Annotated in this window: 19 protein-coding genes; 6 read left to right on the top strand and 13 right to left on the bottom strand. The window is 68.6% G+C overall.

Translation table 11 applies throughout. From position 1 onward, the window contains the following. Nucleotides 1-9: 9 nt before the first annotated feature. From CVV72_RS35160 to CVV72_RS35145, 4 genes are all read right to left on the bottom strand, one after another. A complete protein-coding gene (locus CVV72_RS35160) occupies nt 10-609 on the bottom strand; it encodes a hypothetical protein (protein ID WP_219148397.1) in 600 nt (199 codons plus the stop codon). A 43-nt stretch (nt 610-652) separates the two neighbouring features. Continuing rightward, a complete protein-coding gene (locus tag CVV72_RS35155) occupies nt 653-1,213 on the bottom strand; it encodes a hypothetical protein (protein WP_219148395.1) in 561 nt (186 codons plus the stop codon). A 152-nt stretch (nt 1,214-1,365) separates the two neighbouring features. Next, nucleotides 1,366-2,766 (bottom strand): hypothetical protein, encoded by a 1,401-nt coding sequence (locus CVV72_RS35150; protein WP_219148393.1) that lies wholly within the window; start codon nt 2,764-2,766, stop codon nt 1,366-1,368. A 233-nt stretch (nt 2,767-2,999) separates the two neighbouring features. Beyond that, on the bottom strand, nt 3,000-4,370 hold the full coding sequence (locus CVV72_RS35145; RefSeq protein ID WP_219148392.1) for a cystathionine beta-synthase: 1,371 nt from the start codon (nt 4,368-4,370) through the stop codon (nt 3,000-3,002). Nucleotides 4,371-4,548: 178 nt separating this feature from the next. On the opposite strand from CVV72_RS35145, the gene CVV72_RS35140 reads away from it, so the two are divergent. Next, nucleotides 4,549-5,769: an acetyl-CoA C-acetyltransferase gene (locus CVV72_RS35140; protein WP_219148390.1), complete on the top strand. Its 1,221-nt coding sequence runs from the start codon at nt 4,549-4,551 to the stop codon at nt 5,767-5,769. Between the two features lie 98 nt (nt 5,770-5,867). On the opposite strand, the gene CVV72_RS35135 is transcribed toward CVV72_RS35140, so the two are convergent. The 4 genes from CVV72_RS35135 to CVV72_RS35120 all read right to left on the bottom strand — a co-directional run bounded on the left by CVV72_RS35135 (nt 5,868) and on the right by CVV72_RS35120 (nt 10,467). After that, nucleotides 5,868-7,400: a DHA2 family efflux MFS transporter permease subunit gene (locus CVV72_RS35135; RefSeq protein ID WP_219148389.1), complete on the bottom strand. Its 1,533-nt coding sequence runs from the start codon at nt 7,398-7,400 to the stop codon at nt 5,868-5,870. Nucleotides 7,401-7,617: 217 nt separating this feature from the next. Continuing rightward, complete coding sequence (locus CVV72_RS35130) at nt 7,618-8,886, bottom strand: YeeE/YedE family protein (protein ID WP_219148388.1); 1,269 nt, start codon at nt 8,884-8,886, stop codon at nt 7,618-7,620. Nucleotides 8,887-9,024: 138 nt separating this feature from the next. Next, nucleotides 9,025-9,558, bottom strand: a complete 534-nt coding sequence (locus CVV72_RS35125) for a hypothetical protein (protein ID WP_219148387.1) — start codon at nt 9,556-9,558, stop codon at nt 9,025-9,027. Between the two features lie 72 nt (nt 9,559-9,630). Then, the gene (locus CVV72_RS35120; protein WP_016337219.1) at nt 9,631-10,467 is read right to left on the bottom strand and encodes a Bax inhibitor-1/YccA family protein; all 837 of its coding nucleotides are present in this window, start codon (nt 10,465-10,467) and stop codon (nt 9,631-9,633) included. Between the two features lie 314 nt (nt 10,468-10,781). Here CVV72_RS35120 and CVV72_RS35115 point away from each other — a divergent pair, with 314 nt between their 5' ends. The 4 genes from CVV72_RS35115 (at nt 10,782) to CVV72_RS35100 (ending at nt 16,286) form a co-directional block, all read left to right on the top strand. Next, nucleotides 10,782-12,251 (top strand): SpaA isopeptide-forming pilin-related protein, encoded by a 1,470-nt coding sequence (locus CVV72_RS35115; protein ID WP_219148386.1) that lies wholly within the window; start codon nt 10,782-10,784, stop codon nt 12,249-12,251. An 11-nt stretch (nt 12,252-12,262) separates the two neighbouring features. Next, nucleotides 12,263-12,955 (top strand): class F sortase, encoded by a 693-nt coding sequence (locus CVV72_RS35110; RefSeq protein WP_219148385.1) that lies wholly within the window; start codon nt 12,263-12,265, stop codon nt 12,953-12,955. A gap of 99 nt (nt 12,956-13,054) precedes the next feature. Continuing rightward, on the top strand, nt 13,055-15,046 hold the full coding sequence (locus CVV72_RS35105; RefSeq protein ID WP_219148384.1) for an SDR family oxidoreductase: 1,992 nt from the start codon (nt 13,055-13,057) through the stop codon (nt 15,044-15,046). 118 nt (nt 15,047-15,164) lie between these two features. Next, nucleotides 15,165-16,286 carry a cell division protein DivIVA gene (locus CVV72_RS35100; protein ID WP_219148382.1) on the top strand — a complete coding sequence of 374 codons (1,122 nt, stop codon included), beginning with the start codon at nt 15,165-15,167 and terminating at the stop codon, nt 16,284-16,286. An 85-nt stretch (nt 16,287-16,371) separates the two neighbouring features. On the opposite strand, the gene CVV72_RS35095 is transcribed toward CVV72_RS35100, so the two are convergent. Next, nucleotides 16,372-17,697, bottom strand: coding sequence for an amidase (locus CVV72_RS35095; RefSeq protein WP_219148381.1), 1,326 nt, complete (start codon nt 17,695-17,697; stop codon nt 16,372-16,374). Nucleotides 17,698-17,725: 28 nt separating this feature from the next. Next, on the bottom strand, nt 17,726-18,820 hold the full coding sequence (locus CVV72_RS35090) for an alkene reductase (protein WP_219148379.1): 1,095 nt from the start codon (nt 18,818-18,820) through the stop codon (nt 17,726-17,728). Between the two features lie 66 nt (nt 18,821-18,886). On the opposite strand from CVV72_RS35090, the gene CVV72_RS35085 reads away from it, so the two are divergent. Continuing rightward, nucleotides 18,887-19,300 carry a MerR family transcriptional regulator gene (locus CVV72_RS35085; protein WP_219148377.1) on the top strand — a complete coding sequence of 138 codons (414 nt, stop codon included), beginning with the start codon at nt 18,887-18,889 and terminating at the stop codon, nt 19,298-19,300. A 6-nt stretch (nt 19,301-19,306) separates the two neighbouring features. Here the strand turns inward: CVV72_RS35085 and CVV72_RS35080 are convergent, their stop codons facing one another. Genes CVV72_RS35080 through CVV72_RS35070 form a run of 3 tightly spaced genes read right to left on the bottom strand, consistent with a single transcriptional unit; the run spans nt 19,307 to nt 20,753 of the window. After that, entirely contained in the window at nt 19,307-19,882 is a 576-nt protein-coding gene (locus tag CVV72_RS35080; protein ID WP_219148375.1) for a TIGR03086 family metal-binding protein, read from the bottom strand. Then, nucleotides 19,879-20,373 carry an SRPBCC family protein gene (locus CVV72_RS35075; RefSeq protein WP_219148373.1) on the bottom strand — a complete coding sequence of 165 codons (495 nt, stop codon included), beginning with the start codon at nt 20,371-20,373 and terminating at the stop codon, nt 19,879-19,881. The genes CVV72_RS35080 and CVV72_RS35075 overlap by 4 nt, the downstream gene beginning before the upstream one ends. Before the next feature lie 29 nt (nt 20,374-20,402). Beyond that, nucleotides 20,403-20,753, bottom strand: coding sequence for a helix-turn-helix transcriptional regulator (locus tag CVV72_RS35070; RefSeq protein WP_219148371.1), 351 nt, complete (start codon nt 20,751-20,753; stop codon nt 20,403-20,405). Nucleotides 20,754-20,937: the final 184 nt, after the last annotated feature.

Genomic DNA, 20,937 nt, shown 5'->3' with positions numbered 1-20,937 from the left:
GGATCGAACTCACCACTGCCCGGGCGGCTGTCCCTGCTGCTGGGCACCGGGAGCCGGCGGGTACCCGGGCTGCGGCGGCGGGTACCCGAAGTTCGGCGGCTGCACGGCGCCTGCCTGCGGCTTGGCCGCCAGCCAGCGCGCCGTCGGCGGCACCAGCGCCAGCACGAGGGTCGCGATCGCCGGGATCAGGACCAGGAAGAGGAGCCAGCCGAAGCCGAAGTGCAGGATCACCCCGCCGTACGAGAAGTGGAAATGCGCGTCGAACGCCCGGAGCAGGAAGGTCAGCGCCACGAACCCGATCGCGGACGCGGCTCCGATCACGGTGAGCACTCGTCCGGCCCGCTTGCGCAGGAGCAGCATGATCCCGCCGCCCAAGAGCAAGGCCGTGCTGACGAGGTCCAGCGCCGCCCCGACCACCAGGAACGAAATGACGTAGTGGGACAGCTCGATGACGTGGGACACGACTCCGGCGAGGAACCAGAGCCCGCCGAGGATCGCGAGGATCCCGGCGATGATCGCGGTCGCGCCGCTCGGCTGCCGCACCGTTCCCGGCGGCGGATAGGCACCCGGTGCCGGGTATCCCTGCGGCGGGTATTGCTGGTAGGTCATGTCTCCCCCTGTCGAATCCCTTGCCCGAGACGTACGCCGGAGCTCACCATCCGCCCTGCTGGGGGAACTGGTTCCGCGGCCGGTACGGCTGCACCGGCGCGGGCCGCCAGCGCAGATACCGGAAAGTCGGCGGGAGGACCGCCAGCAGCAGCGCGAGCAGTCCGAACACGACCATGGCCAGGCGGAGGACGCCGTCGAAGGTCGCGAAGCGGAGCAGGATGTCGAGGTGGATCCGGTACGGCACGCGGAAGGCGATCGGTTCCAGCACGACGGCCACGATGGCGAGCAGCGAACCGAGGATCAGCAGGATGGCGCCGATCAACGAGCGGAAGAACGTCGTCAACGCGCCCATCAGCAGGAACAACGCGGCGAGCAGGTACAGCACCAGCTCGACGAGCGCGAAGCCCGGCAGGTTCGAGAGGCTGAACCCCGACGGGAGCTCGATGAAGTAGCGGATCGGGATGAAGCCCGACGCGAAGGCACCGACGAGGCCGAGCACCGCGGCGATGATCGCCGTCGCCGCGGAAGGCCGGGCCTGTGGTGCGGGATACCCGAAGGCCGGCGGTCCGGGCTGCTGGGCAGGGGATCCGTACGGACCGGTCACGTCGCTCCCGTCGGCCGGGTGTGGGTTGACGGCGCTCACCCTAGCCCGCGGGACCTGGCCGCGGCAGGCGAATCAGGATACCCCGGCGAAAACGAAAACACCCCCGGCGAAGGCCGGGGGTGTTCCGAACGAAACCGTTCAGCGGTGGTGAATCACCACTGCTGCGGGGGCTGACCGGGCTGCTGACCCGGCTGGCCGAAACCGCCGCTGGGCGGACCCTGCTGGCCGGGCTGCTGCCCGAAACCGCCGGGCTGCTGCGGAGGCTGACCGAAGCCACCCTGCTGCTGACCCGGCTGGGCGAAACCGCCGCTGGGCGGACCCTGGTGCCCGGGCTGCTGCCCGAAACCGCCGGGCTGCCCCTGCTGCTGCGGGAAACCACCCGAAGACGGCTGACCGGGCTGACCGAAGCCACCCTGCGGCTGACCGTACGGACCGGGCTGGCCCGGCTGGCCGAAGCCACCCTGCGGCGGGCCACCGAAACCGCCGGGCTGGCCGCCCTGCGGGGCACCCAGCACCGAACCGCCGCCACCGAGACCCACGAACTGCGCGGTCGCCGGGATCAGGCCCAGCACACCGACGATCAGGATCACGATGCCGAGGAGCAGGTGCAGGAGGCCACCGCCGATACCGGCGCCTTCCCTGGCGGACGGCGGCAGCTTGTCCAGGAAGTCCGACGACGGGGTCGAACCGCTGAGCAGGAGGACGCCGAACAGCACCAGCAGCGCACCACCGGCGGCGACGATGATCGGCGCGATCTTCTTCACCGTGCCGGGGAGCTTGCCCGCGAGAGCGAGCCCCACGCCGCCGGCGATCGAGACGAGCGATCCGACCAGAAGCATGATCACGTAGAACCAGGTCGCCCCCGGACCGACCACACCGGCCTCGTCCAGGAACTTTTCGATCTGCTCTTGGTTCGGAGCGCCGTCGAAGACCTTCGAATAGTCGCTGGCGTCACCGAAGTAGACGAACGACACGATCAAGGCGATCAGGCCGAGCAACGCCACGACACCGCCGGCGATGAACCCGAACATCGGGTTCCCGCCGCCACCGCCCGCGGCGGCGGGGCTGTAGCCCTGCGGCGGTCCGCCGAAACCGGGCTGCTGGCCGAAGCCGCCCTGCGGAGGTCCGCCGAAGCCCTGCTGCGGCTGGCCGAAGCCCTGCTGCTGCTGGCCCTGCGAGGGGTCGAAGCCGCCCTGCTGGGGCTGGCCGAAGCCCTGCTGCTGACCGAAACCGCCGCCCTGGGCGCCGTAGGCACCGGCGGACGGGTTGTCGGCCGCGCTCGGCGGCGGGGCGTACGGGATGGCGGGCGGCTGCGAACCCGGCGGCACGAGCTGGGTGGACTCGGCGGTGGGGCTTTCCCCGCCGCCGCTCACCGGCTGCACGACCTGGGTCGCGTTCGCGTCACCGGAACCCGGCTGGACCGGCTGCACGACCTGCGTGGGCTCCGGCGTGTCGCCGAACCCGCCTCCCTGGGACTGCTGCTCATAGGAGGGCTGCTGCCCGTACTGCGGCTGCCCGTAGTCGGGCTGAGCGGGCTGGCCGGGCTGCACCACCTGGGTCGGTTCCGGGGAACCGAACGGGTTGTCTTGCTGCGGCTGAGGGCCACTCGGGGGTCCCTGCGGTGGCTGGGCGCCACCCCAAGGCTGATTCGGTGGCTGCGGAGCACTCATTTGGGTCTTGAACCCCCTTGACGAGGACATAAAAGTTCAACTCACCGGACACGCTATCGGATAGCGGGTCGGGCCGCTCGTAACGCCCCGGCCCGACCAGCCGATGAAATGCCTCTTTACCGTCCCGCGAGAAACGCGAGCAGGTCGTGCCGGGTGACGACCCCCGCCGGCTTGCCGTCGACCAGCACCAGCGCGCCGTCCGCGCCCGAGAGCGCGTTCATCGCCACACTCACCTGTTCACCGGCGCCGATGGTCGGCAGCGGCGGCGACATGTGCTGCTCGAGCCGGTCGGCCAGCTGGGCCTTGCCGGTGAAGAGCGCCTCCAGGAGATCGCGTTCGTTGACGGCGCCGACGACTTCGGCCGCCATGACCGGCGGTTCCGCGCTGACCACGGGCATCTGGCTGACGCCGAACTCGGAAAGGATCGCCACCGCTTCGGCGACGGTCTCGTTCGGGTGGCTGTGCACCAGGCTGGGGAGGGAGCCGCTCTTCTTCGTCAGGACGTCGCCGACGGTCCTGCCGCTGGAGTCCGGCGGGAGGAAGCCGTAGGAGGACATCCAGCTGTCGTTGAACACCTTGGTGAGGTAGCCGCGGCCACCGTCGGGCAGGAGCACGACGACGACGTCGTCCGGGCCGAGGCCCTCGGCGAGCTTGAGCGCCGCGGCGACGGCCATGCCGCACGAACCGCCGACGAGCAGCCCCTCTTCGAGCGCGAGGCGGCGGGTGATGTCGAACGAGTCCGCGTCCGAGACCGCGATGATCCGGTCGGCGATGTTCCGATCGTAGGTGTCCGGCCAGAAGTCCTCGCCGACGCCTTCGACCAGGTACGGCCGCCCGGAACCGCCGGAGTACACCGAGCCTTCGGGGTCCGCGCCGATGACCTGGACGCGGCCGTCGCTGACCTCCTTGAGGTACTTGCCGGTGCCCGAGATCGTGCCGCCCGTGCCGACGCCCGCGACGAAGTGCGTGATCTTGCCTTCGGTCTGGCGCCAGAGCTCCGGGCCGGTCGAGTGGTAGTGGCTGGCGGGGTTCTCCGGGTTGGCGTACTGGTTCGGTTTCCAGGCGCCCTCGATCTCACGCACGAGGCGGTCGGAGACGTTGTAGTAGGAGTCGGGGTGCTCCGGCGCCACCGCGGTCGGGCAGACCACGACGCGGGCGCCGTAGGCCTTGAGCACGTTGCGCTTGTCCTCGCTGACCTTGTCCGGGCAGACGAACACGCACTTGTACCCCTTGCGCTGCGCCACCATGGCCAGCCCGACGCCGGTGTTGCCGGACGTCGGCTCGACGATGGTGCCGCCGGGCTTCAGCTCGCCGGAACGCTCCGCGGCTTCGATCATCCGCAGCGCGATGCGGTCCTTGACGCTGCCGCCGGGGTTGACGTACTCGACCTTGGCCAGGATGAGCGGCTGGAGCCCCTCGGCCAGTGCGTTCAGCTTGACCAGAGGGGTGTTGCCCACGAGGTCCACGATGTGCTCGACGTATTCCACTCCCCCAGCCTAAACGCCGCAGGTCGCGATGTGCCCACCCAACTCCGGAGGATGGTGTGTCACCGGAGAAGAGTGGCGTGGATCGCGTTCGCCTTTGACCCGCACCTCCCTCCGGTGGAGGATGCGAGGTGAGCAATCGCTTAGCGCGTCTGGATCGAAAACAAGGGAGTGTCGTTCCATGCCCGAAGCCGTCATCGTCTCCACCGCCCGATCCCCGATCGGCCGCGCCGGCAAGGGATCGCTGGTGAGCATCCGCCCGGACGACCTCACCGTGCAGATGGTCCGCGCCGCGCTCGACAAGGTCCCCGAACTCGACCCGACGCAGATCGAAGACCTCATGCTGGGCTGTGGTCTCCCAGGCGGCGAGCAGGGCTTCAACATGGGTCGCGCCGTCGCCGTCGAACTCGGCTACGACCACCTGCCCGGCTGCACGATCACCCGGTACTGCTCGTCCAGCCTCCAGACCACCCGCATGGCGCTGCACGCGATCAAGGCGGGCGAAGGCGACGTGTTCATCTCCGCCGGTGTCGAGACCGTGTCCCGCTTCGCCAACGGAAGCTCCGACTCCTGGCCGAACACGCACAACCCGCTGTTCGCCGACGCCGAGGCCCGCACCGCCCAGGTCGCGGCCGAGGGCGCCGACAGTTGGACCGACCCGCGCGAAAACGGGGCCCTGCCCGACGTCTACATCGCGATGGGCCAGACCGCCGAGAACTTGGCGCGACTGAAGAACGTGTCGCGCGAGGAGATGGACGAGTTCGGCGTCCGCTCGCAGAACCTCGCCGAGAAGGCCATCGCGGACGGCTTCTGGGCCAAGGACATCACTCCGGTCACCCTGCCGGACGGCACCGTGGTCTCGAAGGACGACGGCCCGCGCGCCGGCGTCACCCTCGAAGGCGTCTCCGGCCTCAAGCCGGTCTTCCGCCCCGACGGCCGGATCACCGCGGGCAACTGCTGCCCGCTCAACGACGGCGCCGCCGCGGTGATCATCATGTCCGACACCAAGGCTCGCGAACTGGGGCTGACGCCGCTCGCCCGCGTCGTCTCCACCGGCGTTTCCGGGCTGTCGCCGGAGATCATGGGTTACGGCCCGGTCGAAGCGTCGAAGCAGGCCCTGGCGCGCGCCGGGATGTCGATCGGCGACATCGACCTGGTCGAGATCAACGAGGCGTTCGCCGCCCAGGTCATCCCGTCCTACAAGGACCTCGGAATCGACCTCGACAAGCTGAACGTCAACGGCGGCGCGATCGCCGTCGGCCACCCGTTCGGCATGACCGGCGCGCGGATCACCTCGACGCTGATCAACTCGCTTCAGCACCACGACAAGCAGTTCGGCCTCGAGACCATGTGCGTCGGCGGCGGCCAGGGCATGGCGATGGTTCTGGAGCGCCTCTCCTGATCCTCTGACCTGCGGAAAGAGAGCAAGGGACCTTTGCTACCGCTTACTTAGCCAGGCTAAGCGAGTGATGACAAAGGTCCCTTGCTCACTTCCGGCGCCTAGTGGGTCATGATCGGCGGGGCCGCGGTGACCTTGCCGTCCGCGCCCTCCGGCAGCGCGGGCTTGGTCTTCGGCAGGAACGCCGCCGGGATCAAGCACAGCGCGAGCAGGATCATCGACCACAGGAACGTCGTCGAGAACGCCTCCGCGGTCAGCCCCGAAGCCGCTTCGCGCGTCGCCGGGTTCATCACCGCGGCCGTCGCGGCCAACTGTCCCTGCGCGGTCGGCACACCGAACTTTCCGGCGAGCAGCGCCGCCAGGATGATCGACAGCACCGCCGAACCGATCGCTCCGGCCGTCTGCTGCAGGATGTTCGTCGCGGTCGACGCCTTCGCCATGTCCTCCGATTTGAGCGTCTGCAACGCGGCCGAGGTGATCGGCATCATCGTCGCGCCCATGCCGAGCCCCATCACGAACAGCGCCGAAAGCAGCAGCCAGTACGGCGTCGCCGCGGTGATCTGGGTGAAGGCGATCAGGCCGGCGAGCATCAGCACGAGACCGGGCAGCACGATCTTCCGCGCGCCGATCTTGTCGGCGAACCGGCCCGCGATCGGCATGGTCAGCATCGCGCCGACACCCTGCGGGGCGAGCAGCAGGCCGGCGTTCATCGCCGATTCGCCGCGCGCCAGCACGAAATACGTCGGCAGGAGCAGCATCGCGCCGAAGAACGCGACGCAGAAGAACGTCATCGTCACCATGGCGACGGAGAACGACGGGTTCTTGAACAGTTTCAGATCGAGCAGCGGGTTGGTCACCCGGTTCGCCCTGACCACGAACGCCACCAGCAACGCGACCCCCGCCAACGCGGGCAGCCAGACGTCCACCGCGCCGACACCGCCTGCCGCCGGGATGTTCGAAACACCGAAGATCAGCGCCGCCAGCCCGGGCGAGACCATCAGCATGCCGAGGAAGTCGAACCGCTCGCTGGGCTCCGGCCGGTCCTTCGGCAGCAGGCGCCACGCCATGGCCATGGTGATCAGGCCGATCGGCACGTTGATGTAGAAGATCCAGCGCCAGCTCACCGCGTCGACCAGCCAGCCGCCGAGGATCGGGCCGCCGATCGGGCCGAGCAGCATCGGCACCCCGAGCACGCCCATCACGCGCCCGATCCGGTGCGGTCCGGCGGCCCTGGTCAGGATCGTCATGCCGGCGGGCATCAGCATGCCGCCGCCGAAGCCCTGCAGGACCCGGAAGACGATCAGCGACTCGACGTCCCAGGCCATGCCCGCGAGCATCGAGCCGATCAGGAACAGCCCGATCGCGGTCATGTAGAGGCGTTTGGTGCCGAACCGGTCCGAAGCCCAGCCGGTGATCGGGATGACCGTCGCCAGGGCGAGCATGTAGCCGGTCGCGATCCACTGGATGGTGTCGAACGAGGTCTGGAACTCGATGGTCAGTTTCTGGAGCGCGACGTTGACGACCGTCGTGTCGAGGATCGCCATGATCGCGCCGAGGATGACGACGCCGGCGATCTTCAGCACACCCGCGTCGAGTTTGTCGCCGCCCGGTGCGGCCGGGCTTTGCGTTGACATGAAAAATCCGTCCCTGATGCTCAGTGTCCCCCGGGACGCGACAACCCCCGTGGTCGCGACTACGGAATCGACGCCCGGCCTCGCGCCGGGCCTCCCCAAACGAGCTTGTGCATTAATGCGCAAGCTCAGTACGTAGCCGAGGGTAGCCGAACACAGGTTTTACCTGCCAACTTTTTCCCCGTAGGCGGACCTAATGGGCAGGCCTGTGTACGGAGTGTCAGCAGACGCTGTCCGTCGGCGTCGGGTTGCCGAGCCCGAACAGCGGTCGCAGCTTGAGCCCGATCCAGGTGCCGCCGAGCGCGAACACCCCCCACAGCCAGCCGTGCAGGCTGCCGACCGAGATGCCGCCGAGGTAGGCGCCGATGTTGCAGCCGCCCGCCATCCGCGCGCCGACACCCATCAGGATCCCGCCGAGCACCGCGGCGACGGCGGTCCGCCACGGGATCGAGCTGTGGATCTTCCACGCGCCCGCCGCCGCGGCCGCGACCCCCGCGCCGATCATGATGCCGATGTCGGTGAGGCTGTTCTTGTCCTTCCAGATCGGTCCCGCCAGCGACGCCGCGTTCGCCTTGATCCGCCAGAACTCCCAGGTTTCGGGGTGCAGGCCGAACACCTGCAGGATCTTGGCGCCCCACAGGCTGAACGCGCTCGTCACACCCCAGATCCCACCGGAGACCAGGAAGACCGCGCCCGCCAGCACTCCGAGCACGACGGCGCCGACGAGGATCGGCCACGAGCCGCGGTAGATCCGGGCGAAACCGCGCGCGGTCGGCACGACGTCGACCGGCGGCGGGTTGCGGCGCTTCTGCACGAACCGGGTCCCCAGCACGATCGCGGCGAGGACGGCGATGGTGATCGCCCACGAACCGAACCAGCCGACATGGTCGGCGAGCAGGATTCCCTTGAACTCGGGCCAGCCCGACAGCAGCGGATACGCCCACGTGTAGAGGACCGAACCGGTGATGAAGCCGCCGAGGGTCAGCACGATCGTCGACTGCCCGGAGCCGACCGCGAACAGCGTCCCCGAAGCGCACGCGCCACCCAGCTGCATGCCGATCGCGAAGATCGTCGCGCCGACGAACAACGCGAGCCCCAGCCCGCCCGCGGTCGGATTCGGCGTGCTGCCGAAGAGCCCGGATCCGGTGCCCACGATCAGCGCGATCAACGTCGCGGCCGTTCCGAGCAGCAGCGTGTGCGCCCGAAGCCCTTGACCGTTCCCGACCGCGATCAGCTGGCGCCAGGCCGAAGTGAACCCGAAGCGGGAGTGGAAGAGCGCGACGCCGAGCAGCAGGCCGAGGATGAGCAGGACACCGAACTTCGCCCCGTGCGCGGCCCAGACGTACCAGGTCAGTCCGACCGCGAGGGCGCCCGCGACCGCCAGCGGCACCACCTTGACCGGCTCTTCCGGTTGCGGGACCGGGGCGGCGCAGGAGGTCGGGAAGTCGAGGAGTTTCTTCTCACCGGCTTGGGTTTCGGTCGTCGCCACCAGGACTCCAGGTCGATCGGCGGGGTGGGGGACGAGCAACGTTAGGACCGGTGACCGCCCGGACGCAGCCCGTCCCACACTGTGCGACGAACGGCGGCGCGCGCACGGCCGGATGGCGGCGGTAGCAAAGGTCCCTTGCTACCTGGTGCTCTTCACACAGACCGTCGACGGCGGTGTCGAGTAGCTCTTGAGGTGGGTCGCGTCCGTGTCGTCGCAGGTCGCGACGCTGTCGACCACCTTCAGGACCTCCGCGTCCCGCGCGGGATCCGAGCAGGGGACCTTCTGATACGCCACGCTGTCGGCCAGGAAGTTCTCGAGACAGTCGCCTTGCTCGGCGTTGATCATCATGCAGAGCTTGTACGAGGCGAAGGTCTTGTCGACGGTGAGCTGGTCGTACTCACCCGTGGGGCAGGCGCCGCCCGCGTCGGTCTTCGCGCCGGCCTTCGCGTTGGCCTCGGCCGAGCCGCAGTCCGCCTTGACCGGATCGTCGCCGACGTCACCGAAAGTGGTGACCGCGTAGCAGTCCCCCACCCGGACGTCGTCGGTGTTCGAGAGGTAGCCGACGATCCACGACGACGCGCTCAGCACCACGATCGCGACCGGTACCAGGAGGCCGACCCAGAACCACTTGGAACGCTTCGGCCTGGCGGGTTCGGCACTGTGCTCGGTCATGGGGTCAGCGTATTCGCGGCAACGGAAAAGGGCGCCCCGATCGCTCGGAGCGCCCTTTCGCGAAAGCCCGGGTCAGTCGTTTTGGAAGTACGACAGCAGCCGCAGGATCTCGAGGTACAGCCAGACCAGGGTGGTCATGAGGCCGAAGGCGGCGAACCACGCCCACTTCGACGGCATGCCTTCGCGGATCATCCGGTCGGCCTGGTCGAAGTCGAGCAGGAAGCTGAACGCCGCGACACCGATCACCACGAGGCTGAAGATGATCGCGATCGGCCCGCCGTCACGCAGCGGGTTGAAGCCGAAGAAGCTGGTGATGAGGTTGACCAGCATCAGGATCGCGACACCGACGACGGCGCCGATGATCCACTTGGTCAGCTTCGGCGTGACCTTGACCGCGCCGGTCTTGTAGACGACCAGCATCGCGACGAAGACACCCGCCGTGCCGATGATCGCCTGCAGCGCGATACCGGGGTACAGCGCTTCGAAAAGACCGCTGATCGCACCGAGGAAGACACCCTCGGCGGCCGAGTACGCCAGCGTGAGCGGGCCGCTCGGCTTCTGCTTGAAGATGATCACGAGCGAGATCACGAGGCCGACGATCATGCCGCCGACGAGCGCGCCGATCACGCCGCCGCTGATACCGGTGATCCGGCCCGCGGCGTCCACGGGCAGCTGGCTGATCGCCCAGATCGCGGTGAGCACACCGGTCACCAGCGCGGTGCCGAGGCTCAGCGCCGTCTTGATGACGACGTCGTCGACGGTCATCGGACGGTCGCCGGCGCCGGCGGAGGTCTGCGGGGGGCCGTAGCCGGGCACGCCGCCCTGGGGTTGGTTGAAGCCTACGTTGGGTCCGTACTGCGCCGCGCCACGCGGCAGGTTCCGGAACGCCGGGTTGCTACTGGATCGCACCTGATCCTCCTGGATCTACTGGCACCTGCATCGGGTTCAACGACCGCGGGGGCCGCCCGGTTCCCGTCGAAGTAAAGACGACTTTACTCACAATCGACGCGACGCCCATCCCCCACACCGTATGCGGCGGAGATCACCGACCGTTCACCGATACCCCACCTGATGCCGTATTGCCAAAACCGCTGATCACCCGCCACTCTCCACGTTGCGTGTTCGGATTATCACCGAAGGCGTGTCGGGGAACCTATCGATCGTGTGGCCTGCGCCGACGTAAATGCGCCGGGGCAGAGCACGGCCAAAGGAGTCAACACACCATGGGGTGGACCACACGCCCGAGCGTGCGTTCGCGCGCCTTGACCAGCCTGATCGCGACGTGCCTGCTCGGCGCCTTGTCCGCCACCGTCGCGGCGACACCGGCCTCAGCCGTCGAGAACGAAGGCGTCGGCTACAAGATCACGCCCGGCCAGACGGTCGACAGCAAGCCAAGAGACCGCGACTGGCTCGGTTCCTACGTCGTCAACGGCAAGCACGTGTTCTGTGTCAGCTTCCAGCTGAAGGCGCCGGGCTCGGCGGAGAAGTACAAGCCCGGCGACGAACTCCTCGACAAGTGGGGACAGAAACTGCCGGAGGACGTCGCGGCCAACATCTCCTATCTGCTCCTGCGCTACGGCGGTACGCAGGACAACGCCGAGGCGGCGGCGCTCGCGCACCTGCTGCACTCGTGGACGTCGAAGCCTCGTTCCGACGCCGACCTCAAGCCGGACCTCGAGCCGGAGAAGATCGGCTACGACATCGAGGGCGCCATCGGCAAGCTGAAGACGCAGCACGCCGATGCCGCCACAGCTCTCGAGAAGATGACCAAGGACGCCGAAGCGAACCGCGGCCCGTGGACCACCGCGATCACGCCGCCGAAGGAAGACCAGCACATCGGCACCGCGGGCGAGTGGACGATCAGCGTCAAGAACGCCAAGGGCAAGGGCATCTCCGGGGTGCCCGTGCGTCTCACGCCATCGAACGCGACCGTCGACAGCGGTGAGAGCACCAAGCCCGCGTCGACCTCGAACGCCAAGGCCGAAAAGGCCACCACGGTGAAGACCGGCGAGGACGGCACCGTCACGGTCAAGGTCACGCCGACCGGTGACCAGCCGAAGCTGTCCAGTTCGCTGTCGGCCCCGGCGGACCGGCCGTACGTGCAGTTCCCCGTCACGACCGGGGTGCAGAACGTCGTCTCGACCGGCGGCGAGAAGGAACTGAAGGCCCAGGGTGTCGCGGTCGTTTCGAAGCCGGGCAAGGTCCAGGTGACGAAGGTCGACGCGAAGACCGACAAGGGCGTGGCGGGCGCCGTGCTGCGGATCACCGCGAAGGACAAGACGACAGCCGCGGTCGGGCACGACGGCAAACCCCTCAACGGTGCCGACGGCAAACCCGCCGTCGTCACCACCGAAGGCGAGAACGGCACCGTCACCGTGGAGAACCTGCGGACCCCGCAGGAGATCTGCGTGGTCGAGGTCAGCGCTCCGCCGGGCTACACCAACGCCTTCGATCCGAAGAATCCGCCGTCCGCCTGCGGTGAGGTCAAGCCGGGTGAGACGCTGACGCTCAAGGTCGCCAACACGCCCAACGAGGTACCGCGCACCATCCCCGCCGGCGACCGGCCGGTGGCGATGATGCAGGGCACCGTAGAGAACTCGGCGTCGACCGCCGGCATCCTCGGTGTCGGCGCGCTCGCGCTCCTCGGTTCGCTGATGGTGGGCGTGGCCGCGCGGCGGTCTTCGCGACGCTAAGAGGTTCTGGAATGTCAGTACGACGCGGGTTCGCGCTGGGAGCCGTCACGGTCCTGTGCGCGGACCTCGTCGCGGCCCTGCTCATCTGGCCGCCGACGACAGTGGTGACGGGGACGGCCCAGGCCGTCTCCGTCTCGGTCGCGGGCGGCGCGCCCGCCGCTCCCGCACAACAGGAGGTCCCGCCTCCGCCCGACGTCGTCCCCACGACGCCGACGGCCGCCCCACCGCCGCCGTCGTCGTCGAAGGCGCCCGAAGCGCCGAAACCGCAGGGCCCGGGGACGATCCGGCTGCCCGCGGGCGGTGCGGCGAAACTCGTGCGCAAGGAACTCGGGCCGGGCGCGGAACTTCCGGTGCCCGAGAACCTCGGCGAGGTGACCTGGTGGGGCGCCGAGCTGAGCGCCGCCACCGGCGCGAGCGTGTTCGCCGGGCACGTGAATTGGAAGGGCGCGACGGGTCCGTTCGCGGAGCTGTGGACCGAGCGGATCGGCGGCACCGTCACCGTGGTCGACAAGGCCGGGAAGTCCTGGCAGTACAAGGTCTCCCAGCTGATCACGCTGAAGAAGAACGAACTGCCACAGCGCGCGGACGAGCTGTTCGGCCAGTCCGGTCCACATCGGGTAGTCCTGGTCACCTGTGGCGGCCGGTGGGTCGGCGGGGAGACCGGATACGCCGAGAACCGGGTCGTCATCGCCGACCCCGTCTAGTTACCCGTGAGTAACTTCACCGGCGCCGTGGTGGTCCCAGCCGTGCCGATGCAGCAGAATGCCGGGTGACGCGGGCGAGCACGGTGAAGGGTGAGGCGAATGGCGACTTTTCTGGTGACCGGGGCGACCGGACTGATCGGGCGCCAGTTCACCCGGCTGCTGCTCACCAGGGACGACGTCGACAAGGTCGCGCTCGTCGTCCGGGCGTCCTCACGGGACAAACTCGCGAAACTCGTGAACGCCTGGCCCCATCCGGAACGCGTCACCCTCGTCACCGGTGACCTCGGCGAGCCACTGCTCGGAGTCGGGCAAGAGGACCGAGAGAAACTTCGCGGCGTCGATCACGTCGTCCACCTCGCCGCCCTGTACGACCTCACCGCCGACGACGAAGCCAGCATCAAGGCCAACGTCGAAGGCACCGCTCAGGTGATCGCGCTCGCCGCCGACCTGAACGCGGGCTGCCTGCACCACGTGTCCTCGGTCGCCGTCGCCGGTGACCACGAGGGCATGTTCACCGAGGAGATGTTCGACGTCGGCCAACGGCTCCTCACGCCGTACCACCGCACGAAGTTCGAGGCGGAGCGCCTCGTGCGCGAACAGCAGGACGTGCCGTGGCGGGTGTACCGGCCCGCGGTCGTCGTCGGGAACTCCGAGACCGGCGAAATGGACAAGATCGACGGCCCGTACTACCTGTTCCCCGCGATCAGCAGGCTCGCCGGGCTGCCCGACGTGCCGATCGTCGGCCCAGACCTCGGCGACACCAACGTCGTCCCGGTCGACTACGTCGCCGAATCGCTGAACGCCCTGGTCACCACGAAGGGGCTCGACGGGCGCGCCTTCCACCTGGTCAACCCGGAACCGCAACCGGTCGTCTCGGTCTACAACGCCTTCGCAAAGGCGGCGGGCGCGCCGACGATCTCCGTGCAGCTCAACGACCGCCTGTCCAAAGGCATCGTCAACCTGGTGAAACTGAGCGAGCACATCCCCGGCTTCACGATCGCGCGCGACGCCGTGCTGGAGCGGCTCGGGATCCCGCCGGTGCTGCTGGAGACCATGGCGTTCCCGTCGGTGTTCTCGTCGGCGTCGACCCGCAAGGCACTCATCGGTTCGGGTGTCGAGGTGCCCCGGATCGAGGACTACGCGCCCACCCTGTGGCGCTACTGGCGGGAGCACCTGGACCCGTTCCGCGCCCGCAAGCACGGCCCCCGCGGCGAATTGGACGGCCGCCGCGTGATCATCACCGGCGCGTCCTCGGGCATCGGCCGCGCGACCGCGATCAAGGTCGCGGCCGCGGGCGGGGTGCCGCTGCTCGTGGCGCGGCGGCAGCACGAACTCGAAGAAGTGCGGGACGAGATCATCGCCGCGGGCGGCACGGCGTCGGTGTACCCGGCCGATCTGACCGACGAGGAATCGGTGCACAAGGCCGTCGACGCGATGCTCGCCGAGCACGGCCGGATCGACATGCTCGTGAACAACGCCGGCCGGTCGATCCGGCGGTCGATCAAACTGTCCTACGACCGGTTCCACGACTACGAACGCGCGATGGCGATCAATTACTTCGGCGCGGTGCGCCTGATCCTCGCGGTGCTGCCGCATATGTCCGAGCGGAAGTTCGGGCATATCGTCAATGTGTCCTCGATCGGTGTGCAGGGAATCGCGCCGCGCTTTTCGGCGTACGCGGCGTCGAAGGCCGCTTTGGACTATTTCTCCCGGATCGCCGCCACCGAGACCCACGGCGACGGAATCACCTTCACGACCATCCACATGCCACTCGTGCGCACGCCGATGATCCGGCCGACGAAGATCTATGACGCGTTTCCGACCAAATCCCCGGACCAGGCCGCGGACATGGTGATGAAGGCGCTGAGGGAACGCCCGAAGCACATCGGCACGCCCGCCGGGCAGGCGATCGGGCTCGCGTACACGCTCACGCCGGGACTCACGGATGCCGTGGCCTACCAAGGATTCCGGGTGTTCCCGGATTCCGCGGCGGCGGGCGGCGAAGGCGGGCTCAAGATCGGGAAGGGCGAGCAGCATCTGTCCCGTGCGGCGATGGCGCTCGCCCGGCTCAGCCGCGGCTTCCATTGGTGACACTGCGCACACGGGTGGCGGCCGTTCAGGTGAGGGATCGCAGCTGAGAGCCGACACACGTCGGTGAATCACGAAGCCTGACAACGGCGACACCGGGTACGCAGGTACCGTCGTGGCCATGGTTCCCGAGCGAGACAACGGCCTGTTGCCCCTGCGGCGCGAGTACACCCAGGCCTGGCACGGCTTCGACCGGAACGAAGTGCGCCAGTATCTGGATCATCTCGAAGCCCAGCTGCATCGCGTGATCACCGACCGCGACGCCGCGATCGCGCAGGCGACGTCGGCCACGCGCGAACTCGAAACCGTCCGCCACGAGGTGGCGAAGCTGAACGCCAGGATCGAGGAGCTGAAGAAACCGCCGGAGCGGCTCGAAGACCTCGACGAGCGGATGCAGCGCACCGTCACGCTCGCGCAGGCCCGTGCGGAAGAGATCACGAAGCGTGCCGAGGTCGCCGCCGAGAAGCACTGGGCGTCGTCGAGCGAGGCTTCGAAGAAGCTCCGCGAGCGCTACACGCGGCTCGTCGCCGAGTTGGACAAGCAGGCGGACGCGCTGCACTCGGAGCACGAATCGGCGCTCGCCGAGACGCGGGCCGAGGTCCAGCGGCTGACCGTCGAAGCCGCCCAGCGCCGGGAACTGCTGGACAACGAGGCCGAGCGCAAGCGCCGGAAGATCGAGCGCGAATTCGATCAGACGATCGCGGCTCAGCGAGCCACGCACGAGAAGCACATCGCCGACCAGCAGACGGCCAGCAAGAACCAGGCCGAGCGCCGGATCGCCGAGGCCACCGCGGAGGCCAAGCGCCGCATCGACGAGGCCACGGCCGAGGCCAAGCGCCGGCTCGACGAGGCCACGACGACCGCCGCCCAGCGCACGACCGCCGCCCAGCGGAAGGTCGAGCGGCTGGCGGAGATCCGCGAGCAGGCCCGCAAGAGCCTCATGCAGGCCGACGAAGTCCTGAAGGGCAGCGAGGCGATGCTCGCGGCGCTGCCCGAGGAGTCGGTGATCCCGCACGCTTCGAAGCTCGTCGGTGGCGACAGCAAGGCCGAGGAGAAGAAGCCGGCGGGTAAGCCCGCCGAGCCGCCCGCCTCGAAGGCCGCCGCCCCGGCCACCGCCAAACCTTCTCCCGCCAAGCCCGCTCCTTCGGCGCCTGCCGCCGCTGCGCCGAAGAACGGACAGAGCGAGCAGAACGGCCCGAAGACGAACGGGCAGAAGCCGTCACCCGCCAAAACCGGCTCCTGACCAGCGCAAAGTAGCAAGGGACCTTTGCTATCGCTCTCTTTCGGAGAGTGGTAGCAAAGGTCCCTTGCTCTCTTTCGGGAAGCTGTCAGGAGGCGGTGGTGCGCGGCCAGGGATTGGCCGCTTCGAGCTGGGCGGCGAGGCCCAGGAGGAGCGCTTCCCCGCCGGGCGCGGCGACGAGCTGGACGCAGGCCGGAATGCCCGAAGGGTGCACCCCCACCGGCACGGACATCGCCGGATAGCCCGCGAGATTCCACAGGCCCGCGAAACCCGCCACCCGCACGGACGGCAACACGTTGGCGATCCACCGGCTTTCGTGCCAGGTGCGGGCCTTGAGCGGGAGCGTCGCGATCATGGGCGTGACCAGGACATCGTGGTCGGTGAAGAACTCCTCGGCCCGCTCCAGCCAGCGCTCCCGTGTGCTCTCCCGGACACGGTGGGCCGTCAGCCGCCCGAGCCGGACGTGTATGCGCGTCCGAGGCTGGAGCGCGGCGAGATCGAACTCGGCCGCTTGTTCCGCCGGGCCCGCGACCCAGCGCGCCAAGAGGCCACCGATCGCTCCGGCGCTGTACCTGGGCGTGCCGGGCGCCACGGTATGCCCGGCTGCGCGGAACAGCTCTCCGGCTCGTGCGACGGCCCGGCTGAACGCACGCGGCAACGGCGCCCTCGTCAACGGAACCTGAGTCGACAGGGCGATGCGGGACCGCTCCGGGTCGGCGAGGTCGGCCAGCCCGGGCTGTTCGGCGAGGACCGACATCAGCACGGCGGCGTCGGCCACGGTGGTCGTCATCGGCCCGTGCGTGGACAAGCCGAACCAGCCGTTCTCTCCCGGTACACGGACCACGTCCTTACCCGGTTTGAGACCGACGATCCCGCACATCGCGGACGGCAGCCGGATCGACCCCAGCCCGTCCGTGCCGTGCGCGATGGGCACCATCCCGGCCGCGACGGCCGCGGCACTCCCACCCGACGAACCGCCGGCGGCATAAGACGGATTGCGCGGGTTACGCGCTGTCCCGTCCGGATCGTCACTCGACGGCCAGATGCACAACTCCGGCACCCGGGTCAGCCCCACGATCACCGCTCCGGCCGCGCGTAACCGCCGAGCTATCTCACCGTCCTCTGTGGACAGCGTCGACGAGCCCGCACGCGACCCCCACGAGGCGAACTCCCCCTCGATTGGCGCGACGTCCTTGACCGCGATCGGCACCCCGGCCAAGGGCAGGTCCGCCAGGTCCGCGCGCTCGGCGACGGCGGCGGCCTCGGCGAGCGCCTCCTCCGCCCTCACCCGGCGGAACGCGCCGACCACCCCGTCCGCCGCCGCGATCCGGGCCAGCGCCTCTCGCGTCACCTGGACCGGATCGAGTTCCTTGGCACGCACAGCCGCCGCGATTTCCACTGCCGTCTTGACCATCCCCGCACTGTAGAGCCGGTGGCGAAGATCAGCTGCGCGCCGAACAGGCGAACTTCGCCGAGTCCGGTTCGAACGCCGGAAAGTCGGTATAGCCATCGAGCCTGGCGCCGTAGTAGACGGCGTGGTCCGCCCGAGCCAGCGGGGCGTGGAGAGCGAAACGGGCGGGCAGATCCGGGTTCGCGATGAACAACCTGCCGAAAGCGACCACGTCGGCCAGCCCGGACTCGATCAAGGACTCACCCTCGTCCCGGGTGGTCGGCTCCGCGGATCTCAGATTCGCGATGAGCGTCCCTGGCCACAAGGGCCGCAGGTGCGACAGCATCTCCACATCAGGAGTGTCGATGACGTGCAGGTACGCGAGCTCGTACCGACGTAATTCCGCGACCAGTCGTGAATACACCTCCTTCCCATCGTCTTCCACGATGTCGTTCTCCGGGTTACCCGGCGAGATCCGCAGGGCGACCTTGTCCGCACCGACCTGGTGGGCCACGGCCGCCACCACCTCGAGCGGGAAGCGAAGCCGGGCGGCCACCGAACCGCCGTAGCGGTCCTCTCTGCGGTTGGTGTTGCCTGCGAGGAACTCCTGGATGAGGTAGCCGTTGGCACCGTGGAGCTCCACGCCGTCGAATCCCGCCTCGATGGCCCGCCGGGCCGCCCCGGCGAAGTCCTGGACCACCTCGCCGATCTCCTCTTCGCCAAGCGCACGGGGTTCGACCGTGTCCGTCCAGCCTTCGGCCGAGAAGATCCGCCCGGCCTGCCGGACCGCCGACGGCGCCACCGGCGTCCGGCCCATCACACCGGGGTGAGAGACCCGGCCCGCGTGCCAGAGCTGTGCGAAGATGCGGCCGCCTTCCTCGTGCACGGCCGCCGTCACCGCACGCCATGCCTCGGCCTGTTCCTCGGTCGCGAGCCCTGGAATGCCCGGACCGCTCTTGCCTGTTCGGTTCACCCAGACGCCTTCACTCACGATCAAACCGGCGCTCGCGCGTTGCGCGTAGTACTCGGCCGTCAGCGGATGCGGCACGCCGGTGACATCGTCCGCGCGCCCCCGGGTCATCGGGGCCATCGCCACCCGGTTCGGCAGCTGGATCGCGGTACCGCGGAATGCTTCGAGCAACCTCATGACGCGAAGCTAAACCCTGACACCGACGTCACGGTCAACCTCGGTTTCCGCGGCTACTGTGAACTCATGCGGATCGGCGAACTGGCGAAGCGAACCGGGGTGAGTGTCCGCTCGTTGCGGTACTACGAAACGGAAGGACTGCTGAGTCCTGCTCGATGCGGCAACGGCTACCGGACCTTCGCCGAAGACGACATCGCCAGGGTCCTGCAGATCCAGCTCTTCTATTCGGCCGGGTTGTGCAGTGGCAAGATCGCGGAACTCCTTCCCTGTGTTTCCGGGGACCACACGCATTTGGTGCCCTCGCCGGAGCTGACCGGCGAACTGGAGATCGCCAAGACTCGGATCCAGAACCAGATCTCTTTGCTCACCACCTCTCTGTCGGTTCTGGAACGTGTCCTGGCCGCGGCCAAGGGAACCGATACCGCCGAAGTACCGGTTCCTCCCCGGCCCGTCCGGCGACACCGCGGGATCCATGTCTGATCCTTGTCAGGCGTTCGGATCTCGGCCCATCAGCCCGAGCAGCCTGTCCTGCAGGGGCGCGTCTTCGGGCACCTTCACTTCGGGACCGAAGACGACGACGCCGGGCCCGAACGCTCCGGGAATCCTCATCTCATCGGGGATCGCCTGCGCCGCCGGCCACATCCGGGCGACCTCCTCCGGATCGATCGTGTCGTCCTGCCCGGTGGCCCGGGCCAGATCCCAGCCGTGGATCACCATGTCGGCACTGACGACCTGGTCGATGTGCTGTTCCGCGGTCATCTTCCCCGTGGGTGTTTCGTGTTCCGTGGCCGCTAGCACGGGATCGGCGAGGATGGCTTCCACATCGGCCCGAGCGGCACGGAAGGCGCCCAGCGGGTCTTCCAGAAGCGACGGCGCCGGCCCGGGATCTCGCCCGACGGGACGCAGCATCGCGCCGTGCATGTCGACGATGTGCCCGACGACATCCCTGGCGTTCCACTCTTCGCACGGGGATCTGCTCTCCCACTGGCCGGTTCGGACGGCGGAGACCTTGCTCTCGAAGGCGTCGGCCCGGGCGCGATAACGGTCCGCGATGGCGGTCATCGTGTTCCCGCCTCCGCCGGAGCGGCCATGAACTCGGCCAGCTTGTCGAAGCCCTCGCCGACGCCCCGCTCCATTCCGGATTCGAGCACGGCGTCCCGGATCCGCTTCGAGCCGTACCGCACCACCTGGGTCAAAGTGGTGACCCCTTCGCGCTCGACCAGCGTCAAAGTCGCCAAGGCCTGACCTTCCGACGCATCACAGTCCTCGTTCGTCTCGAGGGAAACGAGCCTCTCCGGACGGTCGATCTCCCGGTAGACGCCCTGCAGCACCATCTCCTTCCCGTCGCCGCGGCGCAGTCGGTAGCGCCATCCGCCGCCGACTCGCAGGTCGATCTCGCATTCGACGACCTCCCAGTCGCGCGGGCCGAACCAGCGGCGCACCAGTTCCGGTTTGGTCCACGCGTCGAACACCAACGCCCTCGGCGCGTCGAAGGACCTCGTCATGACGATCTCGAGATCGCCGGATTTCGTCACGCTGAGAGTGCGTCCCATCGTGCTGTTCCTTTCCGCTCGTGCGGTGGTCACCCGGTCTCTTCGCGGCGCTCCGGGTGCTTCATTTCTTCGTCCAGGACGAGGTCCAGCTGCGAGAAGGTCTCGTCCCAGTGGCGGCGGTAGCCGCCGAGCCATTCGTTCGCGTTCTTCAGTGGTTGGGCCACCAGCCGGCACGGGCGACGCTGGGCATCACGCCCCCTTGCCACCAGCCCCGCCCGCTCCAGCACCTTCAGATGCTTGGAGATGGCGGGCTGACTCATCGCGAAGGGTTCGGCCAGCTCCGTCACCGTGGCCTCGCCGTGCGCGAGCCGCGCGAGGATCGCACGGCGGGTGGGGTCGGCGAGTGCCGCGAAGGTGACATCGAGCAGATCCTGTGCCACGGTCGCCCGCTTTCTGTTTCCGAAGTTCTCACGGGTTCGAGTTCTCACGCCCGGCTCTCCTAGGTGCTTGCCGGGAAGGCTGGATAACCCTGCGGTTCCATAACCATGTGGTAATCTACGGCGGAGCAGATCGAGTTGTCAAGCACGAACACCGCTTTGACCAGAGAGAACACGGATCGGAAGG

It is taken from the genome of Amycolatopsis sp. TNS106, from assembly GCF_019330265.1.
In the GTDB taxonomy this organism is placed as follows: domain Bacteria; phylum Actinomycetota; class Actinomycetes; order Mycobacteriales; family Pseudonocardiaceae; genus Amycolatopsis; species Amycolatopsis lurida.
This window is presented reverse-complemented; position numbering and strand designations above follow the sequence as displayed.